Source organism: Bacillus sp. KICET-1 (assembly GCF_027721405.1).
Taxonomy (GTDB): Bacteria; Bacillota; Bacilli; order Bacillales; family Bacillaceae; genus Bacillus; species Bacillus velezensis.
Genome location: NZ_CP113515.1, coordinates 2,940,284 through 2,964,275 on the forward strand (window position 1 = coordinate 2,940,284; position 23,992 = coordinate 2,964,275).

The window sequence follows — 23,992 nt, forward strand, 5'->3', positions numbered from 1 at the left end:
ATAAGTTTAAAAACCTTAGTCCAATTTCGGACTAAGGTGAATTTTTTTTACGAGGTGTTAGAAGTGTCTATTTTTTTAGTTAAAGTTATTTTTATCTATATTGTGTTTATTGTAGCAGTAAATATTTTAGGGAAATCAGCTCTAGCCCAACTTACCCCTCATGATTTTGGAGCGATTCTTTTTTTATCTTAATCGAAAGTTAAAGGAAAGTAGATATCCTTTACCTGAGCTGTTGTCTAATTTAAGAACAACAGGATATCCGGATATTCACGATAATGAATATGCGATTTTGGAAGCAACAGGTGAAATTAGCATTTTTCCAAGAAAAGAATTAGTTCCTATTACTCCAAAAGATTTACATATGAAAGTGGAATACCGCGGATTACCCATAGCCGTTGTCATTGAAGGGAAAGTGCAAAAGCGTAAATTAAAATTTATCAACAAAAATGAAAAGTGGTTAAAGGAAGAACTAAAGGCAAAGGGATATCTTCAAATCAAAGATTTTTTTTATGCTGCTGTTAGAGATACCGATCATTCATTAACCATTAACAAAAAAGATGTTAACGACTAATTTTAAGACGATTTCCTCCCAATATAAATTAATGTTTTCTCTTATTTACTTCTTATTGCATTTACCACTTTCATTTTCCAAATTTATAAAAAATTATACCTATATTTAGGAATTTACCAGATGGTAATTTTCAAAATCACTAAGTCTCTAGTTAGGACAGTGCCCAGATCATTACGCCTTTCTTGATGTCAGAACTTTCCCAACCTTAATTCTCTTTTTTTCGTTCTTAATATCTTATACAAGTTCTTATAAAGGTAGTCCATAATATATAACAGACAATCCCTTCATATCCATACGTATACTGGTTACATAGTTTGTACATGTTAAGAGTAACAGAAGGAGGGATTCCAGTTGGAGTGGATTTTTTATCTATACCTGTTAAATACGTTCTTTATCTTATTCATAGCAATTTGGGAAGTTCGTCGGCCTGCCAAGGCTTTGAATTGGATAATAATCGTCCTTTTTTTACCTGTCATTGGTTTCTGGCTATATCTTAGCATATCAAACCCTAAGTTTATTCATCGAAAAAGATTGACCTGTTCTAAAAATGAATCTAACAAATTACCTGAGACATTCGGTGCTTCAGCATCGGTAATTGCCAATGCTTTACGGCATTTCACTGTGAATGGGCTTCGAATGGGCCAAGTCCAAGTGTTTAACAATGGGATAGCAAAATATGATCAACTCCTTGTATCCCTGCAAAAAGCCCAAGAAACCATTGATCTGGAATATTTCATCTATCGGAACGACCAAATTGGTAATCGAATCACAGAACTGCTAATCGAAAAAGCATTAAATGGAGTGCAGGTTCGTTTTATGAGAGATAGCTTGGGGAGTTATAAATTCCCGCGTGAAAAAATCCGGCAGATGGTTGAAGCAGGGATAGAATGCAGGACAATATTTCCTCTGCGATTTCCCTGGATTTTGTCCAATTGGAATTATCGGGATCATTGTAAGATTGTGACGATTGACAGAAAGGAATCCTTTACTGGCGGTATGAACGTTGGGTATGAATATACAGGATTAAAGCCAGACGTAGGATTTTGGAGGGACACTCATTTGCAAATTATAGGGGAAGCAACAGGCGACTTGCAGACTGTTTTTGATGTTCATTGGGAAATCGCTGTGCCGGAAAGGATAAAATCAAAAACAAATTTGAAAACAAAATCAGAGGTAACGAAAATCAATTCAATCGGCAGAGCAGATCATTCCAAATGGTCAGCCGAATTGGGATCAGAGTTGAGCACCCTTGATGATAAAGAAATGGACATATCCGGAAAAACTAGGACATTGCATAAAGCGTATATCCATACGTTGGAAGGAAACCCTGGAATTCCTACCCCAGTCATTCGGCAAGCTTACTTTATATGTATAACACAGGCGACCAAGACTATTGATTTAACAACACCCTATTTTGTACCAGAAACGGATATTATCATGGCATTAAAGACAGCAGTAACTCGTGGTGTCCGTGTAAGATTGCTGGTTCCTCGCCACAATAATCAAAAAATCGTGGGTCTTGCAAGCCGTACTTATTACGGAGAACTTATAGAAGCTGGAGTTCAAATCTACCAGTACGACAAAGGAATGATACATGCGAAGGTGTTGACCATCGATGAGGAGATTGCTGCCGTAGGCTCAGCAAACTATGATATGAGAAGTTTTCGCCTGAATTATGAGGTGTGTCAAGTCGTGTACAGTGCTGATGTGGCAAGGGAACTCACAGAGCAGTTCGAGAGGGATCTTACTGATTCTGTACCATTAAGAATTGAAGACTTGTTGCAACGATCCCTGACCGAGCGCATTGTTGAACAGGGTGCTCGCGTGCTTTCTCCATTATTATAAGTTGAAAAAACCGGTATTATTTATCTTTCTGATTTTAATTAGCTTACATGTTGTAATATAAATATTTTAAAACATGAGGATTTTTGAAATCGAGTGAAATATAAAATGGAGGAATAAATTTTGGGTGAAGTTTTTTTGGGTTTACTGACAATCAAAGTCATAGTAGGTTTTGCAACTTTATTTTTTATCATTATCATAACAGGCAGAACATCCATCTATCAGTTAAACCCCGTTTCACTTAGTTTTTGTGTTAGTACTTGGAGATTTTTTAGGAAATAACATTTATGAAGATAAGGTAGGGATTTTTCATTTTTTATATGCCATCGGATTGTGGACGTTTCTTATGTTGGGAATAGAGTTTATGACTCTAAAAAATAAATCGACACGTTCTCTCTTATTAGGCAATCCTAACATCATCATTCGAGATGGTGTTATGGACAGAGATGTAAATCAAGTATTGAGTATACTCCGTCAAAATAATGTCTTTTCAGTTCGCGAAGTCAAATACGGTATATTGGAAGCTAATGGGCAAATAAGTTTATTATTAAAATCCAAGTATCAAAAACCAGATCTCAATCTTCCAGAAAGTCCAGTAGACCTCCCAACATCGTTAATTATAGATGGGGAAATTTTATGGGATAATTTACATGAACTCGGATTTGATCAACAGTGGTTAGATAACCAATTAACTACCAATGGATATGATAATGTAAAGCGTATACTTTACGCAGATTGGCGAGAGAGTGAAGGCATACATGTAAGTCCTAAATAAAATTTGTTAGGATAAGAGCACATCAATTTTCTTGGTGAATATAAACTTTAGTCTTCAACAATCAGGCGCTTTAATGAAGTAACTAAAGCCTAATTTTTCACTTATAACACCGAGAAATTAGACTTTTTATATTTTGGTTTCCTTAACGTTGTAAATCCGCATTTTCCTGACGCTACCCCATCATTAGGATTTGACGTTACGACATTTGAAATATTCGGTCCGCTTTTAAACGGCGCTTCTTTATATGTAAGTGACCAGGAAACCTATCTCGACTCTGATGTTCTGGAAACATTTATACAGCAAAACGGCATTACGACACTGTGGCTGACATCGTCTCTGTTCAACCATTTATCAGAACAAAATGAACACGTGTTTTCCGGATTATCCCGATTGATTATCGGCGGGGAAGCACTGTCCCCGAGCCATGTAAACCGGGTTCGGAATGCGCTGCCGCATCTCTCAGTATGGAATGGATACGGACCGACTGAAAACACGACGTTCTCGACTTGCTTTTTGATTGAACAATCATACGATCATTCAATCCCGATCGGCCGCCCTGTCGGAAATTCAACCGCATATATCATAAACAGCAGGGGAACACCGCAGCCGATCGGCGTCATCGGCGAATTATGCACTGGAGGAGACGGTGTGGCAAGAGGATACTTCGGCCGCCCTGAGCTGACGGAAGAAAAATTCGTCCCAAATCCTTTTGTTCCAGGAGAACGGATGTACCGCACCGGAGATTTAGCCCGCTGGCTGCCGGACGGAACGATCGAATATGCCGGGCGGATGGATGATCAAGTGAAAATCCGCGGTTATCGGGTCGAGCTGGGAGAGATTGAAGCCGCACTGAGGAGCCTGGACGGCGTGAAAGAAGCTGCCGTGTCAGTCAGAACCGGGCAGTCCGGCAATAAAGAACTGATCGCATATATGAGTCTGCAGGCGGACATGGATACAGAAAAAGTGCGTTCTTCACTGTCTAAGCAACTGCCGAATTACATGGTTCCGGCCTATATGATGGAACTTGAGAAGCTGCCGCTTACGCCGAACGGTAAATTGGATCGGAAAAATCTGCCCGAACCGCAGCTCGCGCTTCAAACCGCGTACACAGCTCCCCGCAATGAGCTTGAAGAACAGCTTTCCGTGATCTGGCAGGAAGTGCTCGGCACAAAACAAGTCGGGATTGAGGACTCATTTTTTGAGTTGGGCGGCGATTCAATCAAAGCGCTGCAAGTTGCCGCACGGCTCGGACGCTATGGGCGGAAAATGACGGCAAGTGACTTATTCCGGCATCCGTCCATTAAGGAACTCGCGCCTCTTATCCGGAAAGCGGAAAGAGTCATCGATCAGCGGCCGGTGGAAGGAGACATACCTTGGACACCCATTCAGCACTGGTTTTTATCACAGCGGATGGAAAACAGAAATCATTTCAATCAGTCCGTCATGATGTTCAGCTCTGACGCATTGCATAAACAGCCGCTCAAACAAGCTTTGGAGCATCTTGTCATTCATCATGATGCACTCCGGATCACCGTCAGTTCAGAAAACGAAAGTATCAGACAAATCAATCACGGTATTCAAAAAGATGAACTGTACAGCTTGGACATTTGGGATCTGTCTGAGACAGATACTTGGGAAAGAGAAATAGAAGATGAAGTTACTGCGCTCCAACAGCGGATGGATATTGAAAAAGGGCCGTTATTAACAGCCGGCTGGTTCAAAACCCGGTCAGGGGATTATTTATTCATCACCGTACATCACCTGGCGGTTGACGGAGTGTCATGGCGTATTCTGCTGGAGGATTTATCTGCCGCTTACACACAAGCCGTAAAAGGTCAGCCGGTCCAGCTTCCGCCAAAGACCGATTCGTTTAAGCAATACGCCGTAAGGCTTTCAGAATACGCAAAAAGCAGCAAGCTGATGCGTGAAGAAGAATATTGGCGTTTTATTGAAGAGGAAACAGCCGCCGAACTTCCTTATGAAAAACCGCAGTATCAGACGGGAGCCGACAGCATTCGGCAAACGGTAAGCTTTACGCTTACAGAAGAAGAAACGTACGTTTTGCTTCAGCAGGTCAACCGGGCCTACCATACCGATACGCAAGATATTCTTCTGACTGCCGCAGCTTTGGCTTTACGGGACTGGACAGGGGGCGGCAGACTGCGCATCGCGATGGAAGGGCACGGGAGAGAGCACATCATGCCGGAGCTCGACATCAGCCGCACCGTAGGCTGGTTTACCTCCATGTACCCGGTGCTCATTGACTTGAACACAGCAGGCGCTGAGCTTGGAACGGCTGTAAAAACGGTCAAAGACACACTCGGAAGAATACCGGATAAAGGAATAGGCTACGGCATTTTAAAATACATGACACCATCTGAACAAAAAACAATCCGCTTCAGACAAGCGCCTGAAATCAGCTTTAACTATTTAGGGCAATTCAATGATACAGAAGATCAGCACACATTCAGTTTATCCGGTCTTGCGAGCGGGCACGACATCACGCCGACATGGCAGCGGGAACAAGCGGTGGAAATGAGCGCGATGGCTGCACAACATAAACTGCACTTCAGTTTGAGCTATCCGCCGAGCCGCTTCCGCAAAGAAACGATGGAACATCTGCTGCAAACTTTACAGCAATATTTGCGTGATATTATGGCGCACTGCACAGGCAAAGAGGAAGCAGAAAAAACCGTTAGTGATTTTAGCAGCAAAACGTTAACATCTGATGATTTGGACAGCATAGCGAGTTTTGTCGAGGAACTGTAGAAAAAGGCGACGGGGAGATTATAACATGACAAAAAAGAATGCAATTCAGGATATTTATCCGCTGTCTTATATGCAGGAAGGAATGCTTTTTCATTCCCTCCTGCAAAAGGAATCACAGGCTTACGCCGAGCAGGCCTCCTTTTCAATAACGGGGAAGGTTGACACCCGCGTGTTTGAAGAGAGCGTTCATGCCCTTTTCGAAAGACATGATATTTTCAGAACGATCTTTATCAGCCAGAACGTGTCAGTGCCGCAGCAGGTCGTATTAAAAGAGCGGAACGTCAGCATTATTGAGGAAAATCTCACTAATTTAAATAAGGCTGATCAAATCAAGTATATCGAAGAAGCCAAACGAAGAGACCGTGAGAAAGGGTTTCATCTGCAAAAAGACATGCTGATGCGGGTGACGCTGCTTCAAACCGGAGAATGTGAATATACGTGCATATGGAGTTTCCATCACATCATTATGGATGGCTGGTGTCTCGGAATCGTGCTGAAAGAGTTCTTCCAGATATACGCCTCGCGGCTCCGCCGGACACCGTTAACGCTTGAGCCCGCTGTGCCGTACGGGACCTACATCAAGTGGCTGATGGAGCAAGATAAAGAAAAAGCCGCTTCGTACTGGGAGCGGTATCTTGAAGGCTTTGAGCAGCAGACTGTACTGCCGAAGCAGAAAAAAGCCGGTAAAAGCAGACAAGAGGAAGTGACGTTTTCCTTTTCAAAAGAGGACACGGCTAAGCTGAAAGAGCTGGCCGTAAAAGAAGAGGTCACGCTGAGCACCATTTTCCACACGCTCTGGGGCATTTTGCTTCAGGCGTATAACCAGACAGAAGATGCGGTTTTTGGTTCTGTCATTTCCGGAAGGCCGTCTGAAATCGAAGGCATCGAGCGAATGATCGGCCTGTTCATTAATACCGTGCCTGTCCGGATCAGCGGGGCGGACATCCCGTTTCAAAAGCTGATCAAAAACGTGCAAAAGGACGCTTTGAAAGGACAGGCTTACAGCTATCATCCGCTTTATGACATACAGGCGAATTCACAGGTAAAACAAGGCTTAATTGACCACATTCTTGTCTTTGAGAATTATCCGGTTGAACAGGAGCTTGATGTGCTGAACAGCAAGGGGGACACGAAAGACCTTTTTCACATCCATGATTTCAGCATGGAAGACGAAACCAATTACAGTTTTTACCTGATGGTGGCGCCGGGTGACGAGATTCACTTGAAAATGAGATTCGATTCAAGCGTGTATGACCGCCAATTTATCGAAAATATCAAAGGCCATTTGGCACACATCGTCTCCCAAGTTCTCGACAAACCGGACATCACGCCGGACAAGCTTGAAATCATCACTCCTGAGGAAAAAGAGCAGCTGCTTGCTCCGATTTCTGAAGAAACTGAAATGCCTGAGTATGACACGATTCATGCGATGTTTGAACGGCAGGCCGCACAAACGCCGGATCAAATCGCGATCCGGTATGAAGGCGGGTCAGTGACGTACAAAGAGCTGAATGAATCGGCTAATAAGCTGGCCCGTCTGCTGCAAAAACGCGGATTAAAGCGGGAGGAGCCGGTAGGCGTCATGCTCGGCCGTTCCCCTTCTTTAGCGGCGGCTGTTCTCGGTATTTTAAAAGCGGGCGGCGCCTTTGTCCCGATAGATCCGGGCAGTCCAAAGGAGCGTATCCGATATGTCATTGAAAACAGCGGCTGCGTCCATGTTGTAACAGAGCGGCATCAGTCAGTCCCCGCGGAACAAACGCTGCAAGTTACATACATAGAAGAGGCCGGGACGGAAGCGGACGGAAGCGGACGGAAGCAATGTGCAATCCATTAATACGGCGGACGACCTCCTTTATATGATTTATACATCCGGTACGACAGGGAAACCGAAGGGCGTGCTGCTCGAACATAAAAATATGGCCAACCTGCTTTCTCACCAATTGACGAACACAGACATTGATTTTTGCACAAATGTGCTGCAGTACGCATCTTTGGCGTTTGACGTCTGCTATCAGGAGTTATTTTCAGTACTCTTGAGCGGCGGCACCCTCTGTATCGTGCCGGAATCAATCAAACGGGATGTTTCTCAGCTGTTTTCGTTTATTGATCAGCACAACACGGAAGTGGTGTTTTTCCCGACTGCGTTTGTCAAGATGCTTTTCAATGAAGAAGGTTATGCACAGTCTTTTCCCCGCTGTGTGAAGCATGTCATTACGGCCGGGGAGCAGCTGACCGTTTCGCGTTTGTTCAGGCAGACGCTCCGTTTACACGGTATGCATCTGCATAATCATTACGGCCCGTCAGAAACTCATGTGGTTTCAACGTATACGATTTCTGCGGGAGATGACATACCTGAACATCCGCCGATCGGGAAACCGATCCATCATAACAAGATGTATATTCTCAGCAAAAACAGGCAGCTTCAGCCTCACGGAATTGCGGGAGAATTGTATATTTCCGGGGCGAATACAGGAAGAGGCTATGTGAACAATCCGGCGCTGACCGAAGAGAAATTTTTGCCCGATCCGTTCAGAACGGACGCCGTCATGTACCGGACCGGAGATTTGGCAAGACTGCGTGCGGACGGCCAAATTGAATACATCGGCCGGACAGATGATCAAGTGAAGATCAGAGGGTACCGGATTGAACCGAAGGAAATTGAAACCGTCCTGGCAAATCATCATGCCGTGAAAGAAGCTGCCGTTCTGATTCAAACGAATGAGTCGGGCGAAAATGAATTATGCGCTTACTGCAGCGTCTCACAAGCGACTGATCCTTCTCAGCTGCGAAGAGATTTGGCTAAAGAGCTGCCTGATTATATGATTCCGGTCAAATGGGCTTTCGTTGACGCGATTCCGCTCACTGGAAACGGCAAAGTCGATCAGCGGGCCCTTCCGGAAGCTTCAGCGTACGCAGCGGGCCGTCGATATACAGCTCCCCGGAATGTGACCGAACTGAAGCTTACCCGCATATGGGAAGAAGTGCTTCAAACCGGCCCGATCGGCGTTCACGATCACTTTTTCGAGCTTGGCGGCCATTCATTAAAGGCGACGGCACTCGTTGCAAAAATAGCTAAAGAGTGCAGCGTGCAAATCCCGCTGAGTGATGTCTTCAGCTATCCGACTGTAGAAGAACTCGCCAAAATCATCGGTGAAGCAGAAGAGAATCCGTTCGCATCCATAGAAAAGACAGAAACAAAAGAAACTTATCCTGTCTCATCCGCCCAAAAACGGATGTATGTCCTTCACCAGCTTGAAAATGGCGGTGTCAGCTATAACATTCCAGCCGTTTTAGAGGTGAAGGGGCCGTTTGACCGAGACAGGATGGAAGCCGTGTTCAAGGAGCTGATCCGGCGGCATGAACCGCTCAGAACGTCCTTTGAAGAAAAAAACGGCCGGCCTGTGCAGAGGATTCATGACGAAGTGCCGTTTGCATTTACAAAAGAACAATCAGCCGAAGCGTTTATCCGGCCGTTCGATCTCGGCAAAGCGCCTCTTTTCCGGGCGGGATTTGTCCAAATAGAAAAAGACCGGCATCTGCTTTTAGCTGACATGCATCATATTATTTCAGACGGCGTATCCGTCAATCTTTTGATACGTGAATTCAGTGAGCTGTATGCTGAGAGAAGTCTGCCGCCGTTACGGATTCAATACAAAGATTATGCCGTCTGGCAGCAATCATTTAAGGCGGGCGCCGCATATCGGAAACAAGAGGAATACTGGCTGAACCGGCTTGCCGGGGAGATTCCCGTGCTTGAATTGCCGGCTGATAAGCCGCGTCCCCCGGTGCGGAGCTTTTCCGGTGACCGGGTGTCATTTGTCATCAGCGAAAAACATACAGCACAGTTGAAAAAGCTGGCGAAAGAAAACAAATGCACACTTTATATGACGCTGCTCGGTGTGTACACGGTTCTGTTAGCCCGTTTAAGCGGACAGGAAGATATGATTGTCGGGTCTCCGATTGCAGGAAGGCCTCATGCCGACCTTGACGCCGTTCTGGGCATGTTTGTCAATACGCTCGCTTTCAGGACGCGTCCCGACGGAAGCATGACGTTCAAAGAATATTTAAAGGAAATTCGCCAAACAGCGCTTGAGGCTTACGAACATCAGGATTACCCGTTAGAAGAGCTCGTCGATAAGCTCGGTGTGCCGCGGGACATGTCCAGAAATCCGCTGTTTGACACAACATTTGCGCTGCAAAATATGGAACAGCAGAAGCTTAGGGCAGCCGGACTTGAACTGCAGCCGGCAGACGTCAGCCTGCCGATTTCTAAATTTGACTTATCGCTGTACATCTCCGAAAACGCCGGTGAATTGTACTGCCAGTTTGAATACAGCACCGATTTGTTTAAGAGAAAAACGATTCAAAAATGGGCGGGATTTTTCACGACACTTGCCGAAAACGCCGCAGCTGATCCGAGTTTGGAATTAGACGATATTTCTGTTTTGTCAGAAAAAGAAGAAGTGTCTCTGCTTCAAGAATTCAGCCCCTTGCAGAAAACGGCGTTTCCGCTTCATCAGCCTCTTCATGATCTGCTGGAACAACAGGCGGAAAAAACGCCGGACCGTCCGGCGATTTTAACTGATGACATTTCGATTACGTATCAGGAGCTGAACGAAAGAGCGAATGAGCTTGCGCACCGGCTGATCAAGCGGGGAATAAGGCTGGAGGATAAAACTGCCATTATGGGCCGGCGTTCTCCTGACATGCTGATCGGCATTTACGCTGTCTTAAAAGCAGGCGGTGCATATCTGCCGATTGATCCGGATTATCCGGAAGAGCGGATTCGCTTTTTACTGAAAGACAGCGGCGTGAAATTCTTACTGGCAGAACCAGAACTTTTCGCACCAGATCTTTTTGAGGGAGAAACGATCTCTCTGAAAAGCGGGCAAACAGGAAACCCGGAAGCTGCGGCCAACCCCAATGTTCCGGTAAAACCTGATTCATTGGCTTATATCATCTATACATCCGGTTCTACGGGACGCCCAAAAGGCGTGCAGGTTGAACATCAGTCAGCCGTAAACTTTTTATACTCGCTGCAAACGCGTTATGGATTAAAGGATTCCGACACCATTTTGCATAAAACATCATACTCTTTCGATGCTTCGATTTGGGAGCTGTTTTGGTGGCCGATCGCGGGAGCTTCTGTTTTTCTCCTTCCGCAAGGCGGCGAGAAAGACCCTGAAATGATACTGAACGCATTGGAGAAAAACCGCATAACGGCAGCTCATTTTGTGCCATCCATGCTTCATGCTTTCTTGGAATATATAAATTCCAGAAAACAGCCGATCAAAAAGACCTGCTTAAAAAGGGTTTTTGCCGGGGGCGAACAATTGGGCCCGCACTTGGTTTCCCGTTTTTATGACCTTCTGCCGGGAACGGAATTGACAAATTCCTACGGTCCGACGGAAGCGACGGTAGAAGCGGCGTACTTCGATTTGCCGCAAGGAAAGGAATTTCACAATGTTCCGATCGGCAGTTCCGGACATAACATGCGGCTGTATATTTTAAATCAAAAGAAACAGCTTCTGCCGCCGGGCTGTATCGGAGAGCTGTATATCGCAGGGACAGGCGTGGCCCGCGGCTATCTGAACCGGCCTGAGCTGACGGAGGAGCGTTTTGTCGATGATCCGTTTTATCCGGGAGAACGCATGTATCAGACGGGTGATATCGCACGCTGGACAGAAGACGGCCTTGTCGAATGGCTCGGTCGTTCAGACGGACAGGTGAAAGTCCGCGGCTACCGGATTGAACCGGGAGAAATCGAAGCGGCGATCCGGCGCATCGACGGCATTCGTGAGGCGGCGGTCACCGCCCGGACCGAACACGGCGAAACCGCGCTTTACGCCTATATTGAAGGACGAAAAAGCGATGACGTGCGGGCGGAGCTTGCAACACGCCTTCCGGCCTACATGATGCCGGCTCAGTTTATAGAGATGAGCGAATGGCCGGTCACGCCGAGCGGAAAGCTTGACCGCCGCGCGCTGCCGGCTCCCGGCGGAGCGGCAGACAGACAGGTGTACACCGCCCCGCGGAACGTCACGGAAATGAAGCTTTGCGCCCTTTGGGAAGAGGTGCTGAAAAACGGACCCGTCGGCATCCGGGATCACTTTTTTGAGCGGGGCGGCCATTCGTTAAAAGCGACGGCTCTCGTCTCCCGCATCGCCAAAGAGTTCGGTGTTCAGGTGCCGTTACAGGACATCTTCGCCCGGCCGACGGTGGAAGAGCTCGCTTCGGTTATTCAGGACTTGGAAGAGAGCCCGTATGAAGCGATTCAGCCTGCGCAAACACAAGATACCTACCCGGTGTCTTCGGCGCAGAAACGGATGTATGTGCTCCAGCAGCTTGAAGACGGCGGTGTCGGCTACAATATGCCGGCTGTGCTGGAACTGACGGGCCCGCTTGACCGCAGCCGGCTGGAGGAGACGTTCCGGCAGCTTGTGGAGCGGCACGAATCGCTTAGAACGTCCTTTGAAACAGGGCCTGACGGCGAACCGGTGCAGCGCATCCATGACAGCGTACCCTTTCAGCTCGATGAGGCCGAGTCAGCTGACGCATTCGTCCGGCCGTTTTGTCTGGAGGAAGCGCCGCTCTTCCGTGCGGCTCTCGTGAAAGAATCGGACGAACGCCATCTTTTATTAACGGATATGCATCATATTATTTCTGACGGTGTGTCCGTCAACACCTTGATAAAAGAATTCGGCGAGCTGTACGCAGGCCGTTCGCTTGCGCCGATGCGCCTTCAATATAAAGACTATGCCGTCTGGCAGCGGTCGTTTCAGCAGAAAGAAGGGTATCAGAAGCAGGAAGCCTATTGGCTGAAGCGGTTAGAAGGAGAGCTTCCGGTGCTGGAGCTTCCGGCTGACAAGCCCCGTCCGGCTGTCAGAAGCTTTGCGGGCGGCAGCGTATCGTGCACGCTTGACGCTGAAACGGCATCCGGCCTTCACCGCATCGCACGCGATCACGGCTCCACTTTGTATATGGTTCTTCTCGCCGCGTACAATACGTTACTCGCGAGATTGAGCGGGCAGGAAGACATCATTGTCGGCTCGCCGATTGCCGGGCGTCCGCACAAAGACCTTGAACCGATTCTCGGCATGTTCGTCAACACGCTGGCCATCAGAACGGAGCCGAAAGGAGACAAACGGTTTACCGATTACTTGGCGGAAGTCCGCCAGGCGGCGCTTGAAGCGTATGAGCATCAGGACTACCCGTTTGAAGAGCTTGTGGAACGGCTCGGCGTGCAGCGGGACATGAGCCGCAATCCGCTGTTTGACGCCATGCTTGTCGTTCAGAATATGGAGCATGAGGAACTGCTGTTGGACGGTTTGCATATTCAGAATGCGGACGTGTCCCGTCCGGTTTCCAAATTTGATGTCACTTTGCAGGCTTCTGAAGGCGGGGGACAGATTCATTTTCTGTTTGAATATGCGGCGTCATTATTCCGGAAAGAAACGATGCAGCGCTGGGCTTCCCACTTTATGACGATGCTTGAACACATTGTCCGTGAACCGGAAACTTCTATACAAGCGATCAGCATGCTGACTGCTCCGGAACGGAACCGGATTCTTTCGGACTTTAACGGCATGGCGGATCAACAGCTGCCTGAAAAAACAGTTCATGAACTGTTCATCACCCAGGCGCGAAAAACACCGGATGCGGCAGCCCTTATCAGCGGGGAAACTTTAATCACATATAAAGAATTAGATGAATGGTCGAATAAAATCGCCAGAGCTCTGCAAAAACGGCAGATCGGACCGGATGCCGCCGTCGGCATTGTGATACCAAGATCACCGGAACAAGTCGCGGCAGTCTTCGGGGTTTGGAAAGCCGGGGGCGCCTACGTCCCGATAGATCCTGAATATCCGGAGGAACGCAAGCAATATATCATCTCAGACAGCGGCACAGCGCTTCTCCTTACCGTACACGGCGCAATAGATCAAGTGCCTGATCATTTTAAAGGTGAAGTGCTCGCACTGGAGGATATCCAAGAACAAGACGCATCACCGGTTCAGTCATTATCAGCACCGGAAGATTTGGCTTACATCATTTACACGTCCGGGACGACAGGCAGGCCGAAAGGGGTTATGGTCGAACATCGTTCCGTCAGCCAAACCCTTCAATGGCGGAGCGGATTTTATGATCTGAATGAGAAAGATACGATTCTTCAGCTCTTTTCATTTTCATTTGACGGGTTTGTAACAAGCATGTTCACACCGCTGATTTCCGGTGCGAAAGCGGCCGTTTTAGCTGAAGATGAAGCGAAAGATATTCTTGCTATTAAACACTATCTTGCATCTTACCGCATCACTCACATGATCATTGTTCCCGTGCTGTATCGCACACTGCTTGACGTACTGGAGCCGGGTGATGCCGAGTCTCTCCGGATTGTCACATTAGCGGGAGAAGCCGTCGACCAAAACGTTATCAGCCGCAGTTTATCAGTTTGTCCACACACTGAGCTTGCCAATGAGTACGGACCGACGGAAAACAGCGTCGCCACTACAGCGGCAAGACATATAGAACAAAGTGAGAACATCACGATCGGCCGTCCGATTGAGCATTCACACGTTTATATTTTAAACGGAGATCACCCGCAGCCGATCGGTGTAACGGGAGAACTTTGCATTTCGGGTTCCGGCCTTGCAAGAGGGTACCGCAATCTTCCTAAGCAAACGGCTCAAGCCTTTGTCCAAGACCCGTTCCGGAAGAACCGGCGCATGTACCGCACGGGCGACTTGGCAAAATGGCTGCCGGACGGCACGCTGCAATATATCGGCCGAATGGACGAGCAAGTCAAAATCAGAGGCTACCGGGTGGAACTGAAAGAAATTGAATCCGCCTTAACAGGCATAAAAGGTGTCAAAGAAGCAGCCGTCACCGCTCTGCCCGCATCAGCAGGCCAAACGGAACTATGCGCTTATATCGTGACAGAAGAAGGAACAGAAAGTGAAACCGTGCAGCAGGCGCTCAGAAATGAAATGCCCGCTTATATGGTGCCGGCGTTCTTTGAAACACTTGAAGCCCTGCCTGTCACACCGAACGGGAAGCTTGACCGCCGCGCGCTTCCTGAGCCGCAGAAAAAAGCGCACACCGGACGGGCATTTACCGAGCCTGAAAGCGACATGGAAAAAGAGCTTTCCGCGATTTGGAGCGAAGTGCTCGGGACTGAAAATATTGCCGCGGATCAATCATTTTTTGAACTGGGCGGCGATTCCATCAAAGCCCTGCAAGTATCAGCCCGATTACATCAGGCAGGAAAACAAATCGCCGTAAAAGATATTTTCAGCCGGCCGACAATTAGAGAGCTGGCGCCTTATGTCCGTACAGAGCGGCAGCCGGTCAGCCAAGCTCCTGCAGAAGGAGAAGTGAAGTGGTCGCCGGTCCACAAATGGTTCTTCACACAAGACATGAAGGAAGCAAACCATTTTAACCAGTCCGTCATGCTGACGAGAACAAATTCAATAGATGAAGAGGCCCTGAGGAAAACGTTAAAAGCCATTACCGTTCATCATGATTCCTTGCGCCTTGTCTGCAAAAAAGACGAAGAGAAAGGTCTTCTCCTCTTCAACAGACCGGCTGACCTCGCAGATGAACAGCTTTACAGCCTGACCATTTTAGAAACGGAAGGCGATGAGCATGAGAAGGAACGTTTTGTAAAACGCCGCGTCGCAGAGCTTCAGAGAAACATGGATTTAGAGAACGGGCCGCTGGTACAGGCGGGGCTGTTCCGCTCTGAAGCAGAAGATTACTTGTTTCTGACGGTCCATCATCTCGCTGTCGACGGGATATCATGGCGGATTTTATTGGAAGACTTGGCTTCTGCTTATGAACAGGCCATCTCTGGACAGGAAATCAAACTCCCTCCGAAAACCATGTCATTCAAAACATATACGGAGCAGCTGGCCGATTATGCCGAAAGTAAACAGCTTCTTCAGCAGGCGGAGTATTGGCGGGAGATTGAACACTATGAAACAGAAAGTCTTCCTTACGAACAGGCAGATTTATCTCAAACTCCTGCAAAAAAACGGAACACGGTATCCTTCACTCTGACAGAAAGTGAAACGGACGCCCTGTTGAAAGATGTACACAGCGCCTACAATACGGATACGCAAGATGTGCTTTTGGCTTCCGCCGTGCTTGCCATTCAAAAGTGGTCGCCGCGGCACGCTTTGAAAATCGCCCTTGAAGGACACGGACGCCAATCGGAGCAGGCAGGTGCGGACATCAGCAGGACAGTGGGGTGGTTCACTTCCATTTACCCGGTGCTTTTCCGGAGCGGAGCTTATGAACCTCTTGAAGAATATGAAATTCGCACATTGAAAACCGTCAAAGACACATTGCGGCGCATTCCGGATAAAGGGAACGGATACGGCGTCCTCAAATATTTAACACCGCCGAAGCTTGCCGGGATGACTTTCGGGAAAGCACCGGAGATCAGCTTTAATTATCTCGGACAATTCGATGCGCCCGGCGGGAACCCGGCAGAAACGGAACAGCCTGACGCGTTTCAGTTTTCTCCTTTGGGAGGCGGAGATGATGTGACAGATACATGGAAACGGGAGCAGTCACTTGAAATCAGCGCGATTGCGGCAAAAGGCCGGATGACCGTCAGCATTTCCTATGAAACGGAGCGCTTCCGGCAAGATACGATCGAACGGCTGTCCGAAAGCTGCCGATATTATCTCCTGAAACTGTCGGAACACTGCCTCGGCAAAACCGATACGGAGAAGACCGTCAGTGACTTTGATGATCGGGAGCTGACTGAGGAAGCATTGCAGGATATTGCCGACTTACTCAGCTTCCACTAAACCGAGCGGGAGGAACACATGGACAAAACAAAAAATATCCAAAATATTTATCCCCTCAGCCGAATGCAGGAAGGAATGCTTTTTCATTCCTTTCTGCAAAAGGAGGGGGCTGCATATATCGAGCAATCCGTCTTCACCATAAAAGGCCGGCTTCGTCCGGAATTGTTTGAGCAAAGCGTACAGTCTGTCATCAGCCGCCACGATATTTTCAGAACGGTTTTTTTACCTCATGTCGCTCAGCTGAACGGCCCCCGCCAAGTTGTGCTGCGTGAGCGGGAATTCCGGCTGCACCGCGAAGATCTTACACATTTGGACGAAGCGGAACAGAGCATCTATTTACAGCGATTTAAGGAACGTGACCGCTTAAAAGGCTTTGACTTGCAAAAGGATATGCTGATGCGTGTTTCTTTGTTTAAAACGGCTGACGAAAAATATGTATGCGTCTGGAGCCACCATCACATCCTTATGGACGGCTGGTGCCTCGGCATCGTCCTTCAGGAATTCATGCATATGTACCGGGCGATTGAATCAGGCTCACCCGTCACACTGGCACCCGCAAAGCCTTACAGCACTTATATTACATGGCTGACTGATCAGGACAAAGACGCGGCTTCTGAGTATTGGAAAGGATATTTAGCAGGCTGCGAGACACCCTCAGGACTCCCGAAAATATCGGCCCGTCCCCAGGAAAAAGGCTACCGCAAGGAAGAGCTGCTGTTTTCTATAGATCAAAACCTGACGGACAAGCTGAAAACCATCGCCAAAGAAGAGGGCGCTACGCTCGCGGTTCTTATGCAGACTGTATGGGGCCTGATGCTGCAGCGCTACAACCGGACGGACGATGCCGTATTCGGCGCCGTCGTATCAGGGCGGCCTTCCGTCATTGACGGCGTGGAAAGCATGATCGGGCTGTTTATCAATACCGTTCCGGTACGCATTAAAACGGGTGACGAAAGCTTTAGAGAACTGCTGGGCCGCTTGCAGAAAGAAATGCTTGACTCAGAGGCGTTCAGCTATCATCCGCTTGCTGACATCCAATCGCAGACTGAGCTGAAACAGGATTTAATTGACCATATTATCGTGTTTGAAAATTATCCGATTCAGCAGCAGATGAAAGACGCGGAAAAGGAATCGGATGCACCGTTCCGGATCGGGAATGTCAACGTTTCGGAACAATCGGGCTACGATTTTAACCTCATCATAGCGCCTGGCGATGAGCTGCTCATCAAATTCAGCTACAATGCGAACGTTTATGACGAAGTATGGATAGAGAGCGTAAAAGGACACTTGGAAGAAGCTCTGCGCGGCGCCGCCTTCAATCCCGATGTTCCGGCTGATCGGCTTCCGATGCTCGGACAAAAGGAAAAATCAAGAATAATCGGCGAATTTAATGACACGAAAACAACTTATGAAAGAGATGAAAGCATCATCAGCCTGTTCAGCCGACAGGTGAAGAAAACCCCGGACCATCAGGCGCTTCACGCCGGCGGGCTGACGATGACGTACAGGGAGCTCGATGAACGGTCAACTGCATTCGCCCGCACCCTGCTGGAAAACGGTTTGGCGCCAAAGGGAATTGCCGGGATTCTGGCCGAACGCTCACCGGAATTTATCATCGCTGTTCTCGCTGTATTGAAAGCGGGAGGGACGTACCTTCCTCTTGATGCAGAACTGCCAACCGACAGGATCGCCGATATGCTCACTGAGAGCGGAGCACAGCTGTTAACGGTACAAAAAGGAATTGAGACTGACATTGACTTTTCTCACATCATCTCTATCCCGGCTGCAGCTGAAAAACAAACACCTGATGCGGGAAAACTGAATACCGATACAGCACCTGATGACCTTGCCTATATTATGTATACATCCGGTTCAACAGGAAAACCGAAGGGCGTGATGATTTCCAACCGAAACGTCGTATCGCTCGTGTCAAACAGCAATTACACGTCGGCTGGCATGTCGGACCGTCTCATTCTGACAGGGTCCATCGGTTTTGATGCAGTGACGTTTGAAATCTTCGGAGCGCTTTTGAACGGAGCATGTCTTCATGTGGTTGACCGCTCGACAATGCTTGCCCCTGAGAGGTTCGGCAATTATCTTTCTTCCAACCGTATTACGATTCTGTTTTTGACGACGGCGCTCTTTAACCAGTTCGCCCAGGCAGATCCGGAGATGTTTTCTGGGTTGCACACCTTATATGTCGGCGGAGAAGCATTGTCCCCGGCGCTCATCAATAAGGTCAGACACCGCTGTCCAAATCTCAGCCTTTATAACATATACGGACCGACGGAAAATACGACGTTTTCCACCTTTTACGAAATCAGGCACGATTTTTCTCAGCCGATCCCAATCGGAAAACCGATCAGCAATTCAACCGCGTATATCATTGATAAAAATGGCGGACTTGCGCCGATCGGCGTGCCCGGTGAGCTTTGTGTCGGCGGTGACGGGGTTGCCAAAGGCTATTTAAACAGGCCTGACTTAACAAGTGAAGCGTTTGTCAGCCACCCGGTTCATCCTGAAGAAAAGATCTACAAAACAGGCGACTTGGCACACTGGCTGCCTGATGGAAGCATCGGATACATCAGCCGTATCGACCGCCAATTCAAGATTCGCGGGAAGCGGATTGAGCCGGCCGAAATCGAAGCGCGCTTGACTGAAATTGATGGAATCAGGGAAGCGGCAGTCATCGTGTCAGACGAAGGACAAGAAGCAATCCTTTGTGCGTATTATACAGGCGCACATGTTGAAGAAAGAGCCATTCGATCCCTGTTGGCCAGGTCGCTTCCCGACTATATGATTCCTCAGTATGTGATGAAGCTTGACCGTATGCCGCTTACCGCAAACGGCAAAGTGGACCGCCGCGGGCTGCCTGCGCCAGAACGGAAAAAAACGTCATCAAAAGCCGTTCCGCCACGAAACTGGGTAGAGCGTGAGCTGATCGACATTTGGACGCCGATCCTCGGCTGCAGGGAGCTGGGCATACAGGATGACTTCTTTGAGCTGGGCGGCCATTCTTTGAAAGCATTGCAAGTGATTCATCAGCTGAAGACCAGGCAGCAAATGGATGTGCCGATTGAAATGATATTTGAATATCCGACAATTGAACAATTGGCTGAAAAGCTGTATTCAAACACACTGACAGAAGCTGCAGAGCAGCATATCAGCAGACTGAACCAGTCGAAAGGCCGCAATCTTTTCTGTTTTCCGCCTATCTCAGGTTTCGGCATTTTCTTTAAAGATCTTGCGGCGGCATTAAATGGACGGGCTGCTGTGTACGGTTTTAACTTTATTGAAGAAGACAGCAGAATGGAACAATACATTGATAAAATGCTGGAAATCCAGCCGGAAGGCCCTTATATCCTCTTCGGATATTCGGCAGGCGGCAATACGGCATTCGAGGCGGCAAAAGCGATGGAAAAGCGCGGCTTAGAAATCAGCGACGTCATTATCGCAGACGCGTACAGAAAGCTTGACACATTGCCGCCGCAGCCAACAAACGCAACAGCCGAAAATGTCCCGGAAGCCGTCAGGGAAGCGGTCATCCGAAAAACAGAGCGCTATCAAACGTACTGGGCGGAACTGATAAATGACGGCCAAATCGCGGCAAACCTCCATTTTATCGAGGCCGGCATAAAGGAAGAGCACAGTGATAAGACCGAGCCGATGAAATGGGAAGGCGCCACAACGGGACTCTATCAGGAATATCAAGGCGGGGGCGCCCATAAAGATATGTTTGAACCCGCCTTTGCACAGCAGAATGCTGAGGTCATACTGGACATCATTGCAAACAGCGGAAGACGCTTGGCGCGGAATCTGTAACATCCGGCAGAATGGCTGAAGAAGACAAAGGGCAAGATAGGGGAATCAAACTCAGTTTTTTGGAGGCTTTGACATGACGAACCTATCTTGGCTTACGTATGTAATGATTATTCTTGCCAGCTACCGGATGACCCATTTGATCGTATTTGATAAGATTACGGAATTCATAAGAAAACCCTTTATAAAGCAAGAAAAAACCGTCGATCAAAACGGGCGCGCCGTCCAAAAAAAAGTCCCTTCCTCCGCATTCGGTTATATGCTGCAATGTTATTGGTGTGCGGGTGTCTGGTGCGCCATATTGATCGGCATCTGCTACTTGGTCTGGCCCCGCTATGCACATCCGGTTATTTTCATTTTATCCATCGCCGGAGCGCAGGCCATTCTTGAAACTTGTGTCGGCGTCGGAACGAAGATCATTGACGTGCTCGCCGCCATGAAACATAAAAAGTCCTGAAGCGTTTTATTCGCTTTAGGACTTTTTTCTTTCCCTTTTAGGCTGAGAGGAGCAAAGCAGGCTTTCTGATTCACCGCCCGGAATGCTTCGGAATACCGTAAAGCAGAGAGGGGGAAAAACATGAAAAGCTGCCGTTTTAGCATGATATGGTTTTTGGCCGTTGTACTGACAGCCGGCATCTTTACATTCTCAGCATCCGCACAAGCAAGCGGCACTCAGCCGGAGAGAGAAATGAGAGCCGTCTGGATCGCGTCTGTCACCAATATCGACTGGCCCTCTAAAAAAGGGCTGTCACCGGAAGAGCAAAAAAGAGAATACAGCAAGCTGCTGGATGACGTTCAGGAGATGGGGATGAACGCCGTTATCGTCCAAATTAAGCCTGCGGCTGATGCTTTTTATCCATCAGATTACGGGCCTTGGTCAGAGTATCTGACAGGAACACAAGGCAAAAATCCCGGCTACGATCCGCTTGCTTTTTTAGTTGAAGAGACACATAAACGGAATCTTGAATTTCACGCTTGGTTCAATCCTTACCGGATCACGATGAACCACACAAATTTGAATGCGCTTTCAGACGATCATCCCGCGCGTTCCCATCCGGACTGGGTCGCTGCATACGGAAAACAGCTGTACTATAATCCGGGCATTCCGGAAGTAAGACAATTTATAACGGATGGAATCAAAGAGGTGGTCAGCCGTTATGACATTGATGCGGTTCATATGGATGATTATTTTTATCCTTATAAAATTGCCGGACAGGAATTCCCCGATCAGGCGGAATACGAACGGTACGGAAAAGCTCACTTTGCATCAGTTGATGACTGGCGCAGGGATAACGTCAACCGGCTTGTAAAAGAAATCAACCAAACCATCAAACGAGAAAAACCTTATGTCAAATTCGGAATCAGCCCGTTCGGCGTATGGAGAAATGCCGCAGATGACCCGACAGGCTCCGAAACGGCCGCCGGGGTGCGGAACTACGATGATTTATATGCTGATACGAGAGAATGGATCCAAAAAGGATACATTGATTACATCGCACCGCAAATTTACTGGAGCATCGGATTTAAAGCGGCGGCATATGACGTCTTAGCGGATTGGTGGGGAAAAGAAGTGAACAATCGGCCGGTGCATTTATATATCGGGCAGGCAGCTTATAAAATCAACAACAATGCTGATCCGGCCTGGGCCGACCCGGGGGAATACGGAAGACAGATTGCTCTTAACAGGGGATCAGCATGGATAAAAGGCAGCATGCATTTCAGTTTAAAGGATTTAAACCGTAATCCGCTCGATGTGAAAAACCGTTTGATCAAAGACATGTACAGCCGGCCCGCATTAATTCCCGAGATGCCTTGGCTCGGACATTCCGCTTTAAAAAAACCGGCTGTCAAACGGGCGGAGAAGAACGATTCAGGCCATACACTCTATATTGAAGATGCGAAATCCAACGGTAAAAAAACGGCTTATTACGCCATTTACCGCGCAGAAAAGGGAAAGCAGCCTTATTTAGTGGATACAGTCAGAAAAACATCGTCACGGACGCAGACATTTTCAGATACTGATATTCGGGCGGAAGAAGCCTGCACCTATATCGTTACTTCCGTTGACAGGCTACACCATGAGAGCCGTCCCTCCGCAAAACGGACGATTAAATAGCCATTATTAATAAAACTGACAGTTGCGGCGCTGTCAGTTTTTTTGCGGCGGATGAGTCCGAATGTTCAGACTTCATTTGGATGGAATGAATAAAGACCCCCATTAATAAAATGTAGAAAGCAGCAGAAGGAGGAAGGTTAATGAATTTTCAACTGACAAAAGAACAGCAGATGGTGCGCGAAATGGTCAGAGATTTCGCCAAAAATGAAATTGCCCCGAAAGCCCATGAGGTTGATCAATCAGCCGTCTTCCCGATAGACACATTTAAAAAAATAGGCGAACTCGGGCTGCTCGGAATTCCGTTTCCGGAAGAATACGGCGGGGCGGGCGGTGATACCATTTCATATGCAGCAGCGGTCGAAGAAATCGGAAAAGCCTGCGGCAGCACGGGGCTGAGCTACGCGGCAGCCGTGTCACTCGGCGCAAGCCCATTATACTATTTCGGTACTGAACAGCAAAAGCAAGAACATCTTATTCCGCTTGCTTCGGGAAAAGCGCTCGGATCATTCGGGCTGACAGAGCCGAATGCCGGTTCAGATGCCGGCGGCACCCAGACAAGAGCCGAGAAAAAGGGCGATGACTATGTGATAAACGGAGAGAAATGCTGGATCACAAACGCAAATTACGCCCGCACGGTCATTGTCACCGCCGTTACGGGAAAAAACTCCGCCGGAAAACCGATCATTTCAGCTCTCATCGTCCCCACAGACACACCGGGATTTACGATCACAAATCCGTACGACAAGATGGGTGTGAGAGGGTCGGATACGGCCGAGCTTGTGCTTGAGGATGTCAGGGTGCCTGCCGATAACCTGCTCGGTGATCCTGAAAAAGGTTTTAAACAATTTTTATATACATTAGACGGCGGGCGGATCTCGATTGCGGCACTGGCTGTCGGTATCGCTCAAGGCGCGCTGGAGGCGTCGCTGTCATATGCGAAGGAACGCAAGCAGTTCGGCAGTCCGATATCGTCATTTCAAGCCATTCAATTTAAGCTGGCCGATATGGCGATGGAAATTGACCTTGCCAGACAGATGGTGCTTAAAGCGGCATGGCTGAAGGATCAAAACCTGCCATTTACGAAAGAAGCGGCATTCGCCAAGCTTTATGCTTCAGAAATGGCCGTCAGAACGTGCCTTCAGGCCATCCAAATTCATGGCGGTTCCGGTTATATGAAGGAATGCGGTGTCGAACGTATGCTTCGTGACGCAAAGCTGATGGAGATTGGCGAAGGAACGTCAGAAATTCAAAGAATGGTCATCGCAAGACAGCTTTTGAAGTGAAATGAA

At 48.1% G+C, this 23,992-nt stretch carries 8 protein-coding genes and 3 pseudogenes; all 11 read left to right on the forward strand.

Translation table 11 applies throughout. The annotated features are described in order from the left end of the window. Positions 1–63 precede the first annotated feature (63 nt). The 11 genes and pseudogenes from OVA33_RS15225 (at position 64) to OVA33_RS15265 (ending at position 23,986) form a co-directional block, all read left to right on the forward strand. A pseudogene (locus OVA33_RS15225) lies at positions 64–571 on the forward strand (DUF421 domain-containing protein). Between the two features lie 351 nt (positions 572–922). Further along, positions 923–2,416 carry a phospholipase D-like domain-containing protein gene (locus tag OVA33_RS15230; protein WP_017417921.1) on the forward strand — a complete coding sequence of 498 codons (1,494 nt, stop codon included), beginning with the start codon at positions 923–925 and terminating at the stop codon, positions 2,414–2,416. Between the two features lie 247 nt (positions 2,417–2,663). After that, positions 2,664–2,717 (forward strand): annotated as a pseudogene (locus OVA33_RS20630) (hypothetical protein); the annotation flags it as partial. A 60-nt stretch (positions 2,718–2,777) separates the two neighbouring features. Beyond that, the gene (locus OVA33_RS15235; protein WP_076983292.1) at positions 2,778–3,188 is read left to right on the forward strand and encodes a DUF421 domain-containing protein; all 411 of its coding nucleotides are present in this window, start codon (positions 2,778–2,780) and stop codon (positions 3,186–3,188) included. Positions 3,189–3,368: 180 nt separating this feature from the next. Beyond that, positions 3,369–5,957: pseudogene (locus OVA33_RS15240) on the forward strand (condensation domain-containing protein); the annotation flags it as partial. A gap of 25 nt (positions 5,958–5,982) precedes the next feature. Continuing rightward, positions 5,983–7,791, forward strand: a complete 1,809-nt coding sequence (locus tag OVA33_RS20700) for a condensation domain-containing protein (RefSeq protein ID WP_423753181.1) — start codon at positions 5,983–5,985, stop codon at positions 7,789–7,791. Beyond that, complete coding sequence (locus tag OVA33_RS15245; protein ID WP_423753182.1) at positions 7,778–16,768, forward strand: non-ribosomal peptide synthetase; 8,991 nt, start codon at positions 7,778–7,780, stop codon at positions 16,766–16,768. The genes OVA33_RS20700 and OVA33_RS15245 overlap by 14 nt, the downstream gene beginning before the upstream one ends. An 18-nt stretch (positions 16,769–16,786) precedes the next feature. Further along, a complete protein-coding gene (locus tag OVA33_RS15250; protein WP_017417919.1) occupies positions 16,787–20,590 on the forward strand; it encodes a non-ribosomal peptide synthetase in 3,804 nt (1,267 codons plus the stop codon). Between the two features lie 73 nt (positions 20,591–20,663). Next, the gene (locus OVA33_RS15255; RefSeq protein ID WP_017417918.1) at positions 20,664–21,044 is read left to right on the forward strand and encodes a DUF1360 domain-containing protein; all 381 of its coding nucleotides are present in this window, start codon (positions 20,664–20,666) and stop codon (positions 21,042–21,044) included. A gap of 120 nt (positions 21,045–21,164) precedes the next feature. Continuing rightward, a complete protein-coding gene (locus OVA33_RS15260; RefSeq protein ID WP_017417917.1) occupies positions 21,165–22,703 on the forward strand; it encodes a glycoside hydrolase family 10-like protein in 1,539 nt (512 codons plus the stop codon). 140 nt (positions 22,704–22,843) lie between these two features. Continuing rightward, positions 22,844–23,986 carry an acyl-CoA dehydrogenase family protein gene (locus OVA33_RS15265; protein WP_017417916.1) on the forward strand — a complete coding sequence of 381 codons (1,143 nt, stop codon included), beginning with the start codon at positions 22,844–22,846 and terminating at the stop codon, positions 23,984–23,986. Positions 23,987–23,992: the final 6 nt, after the last annotated feature.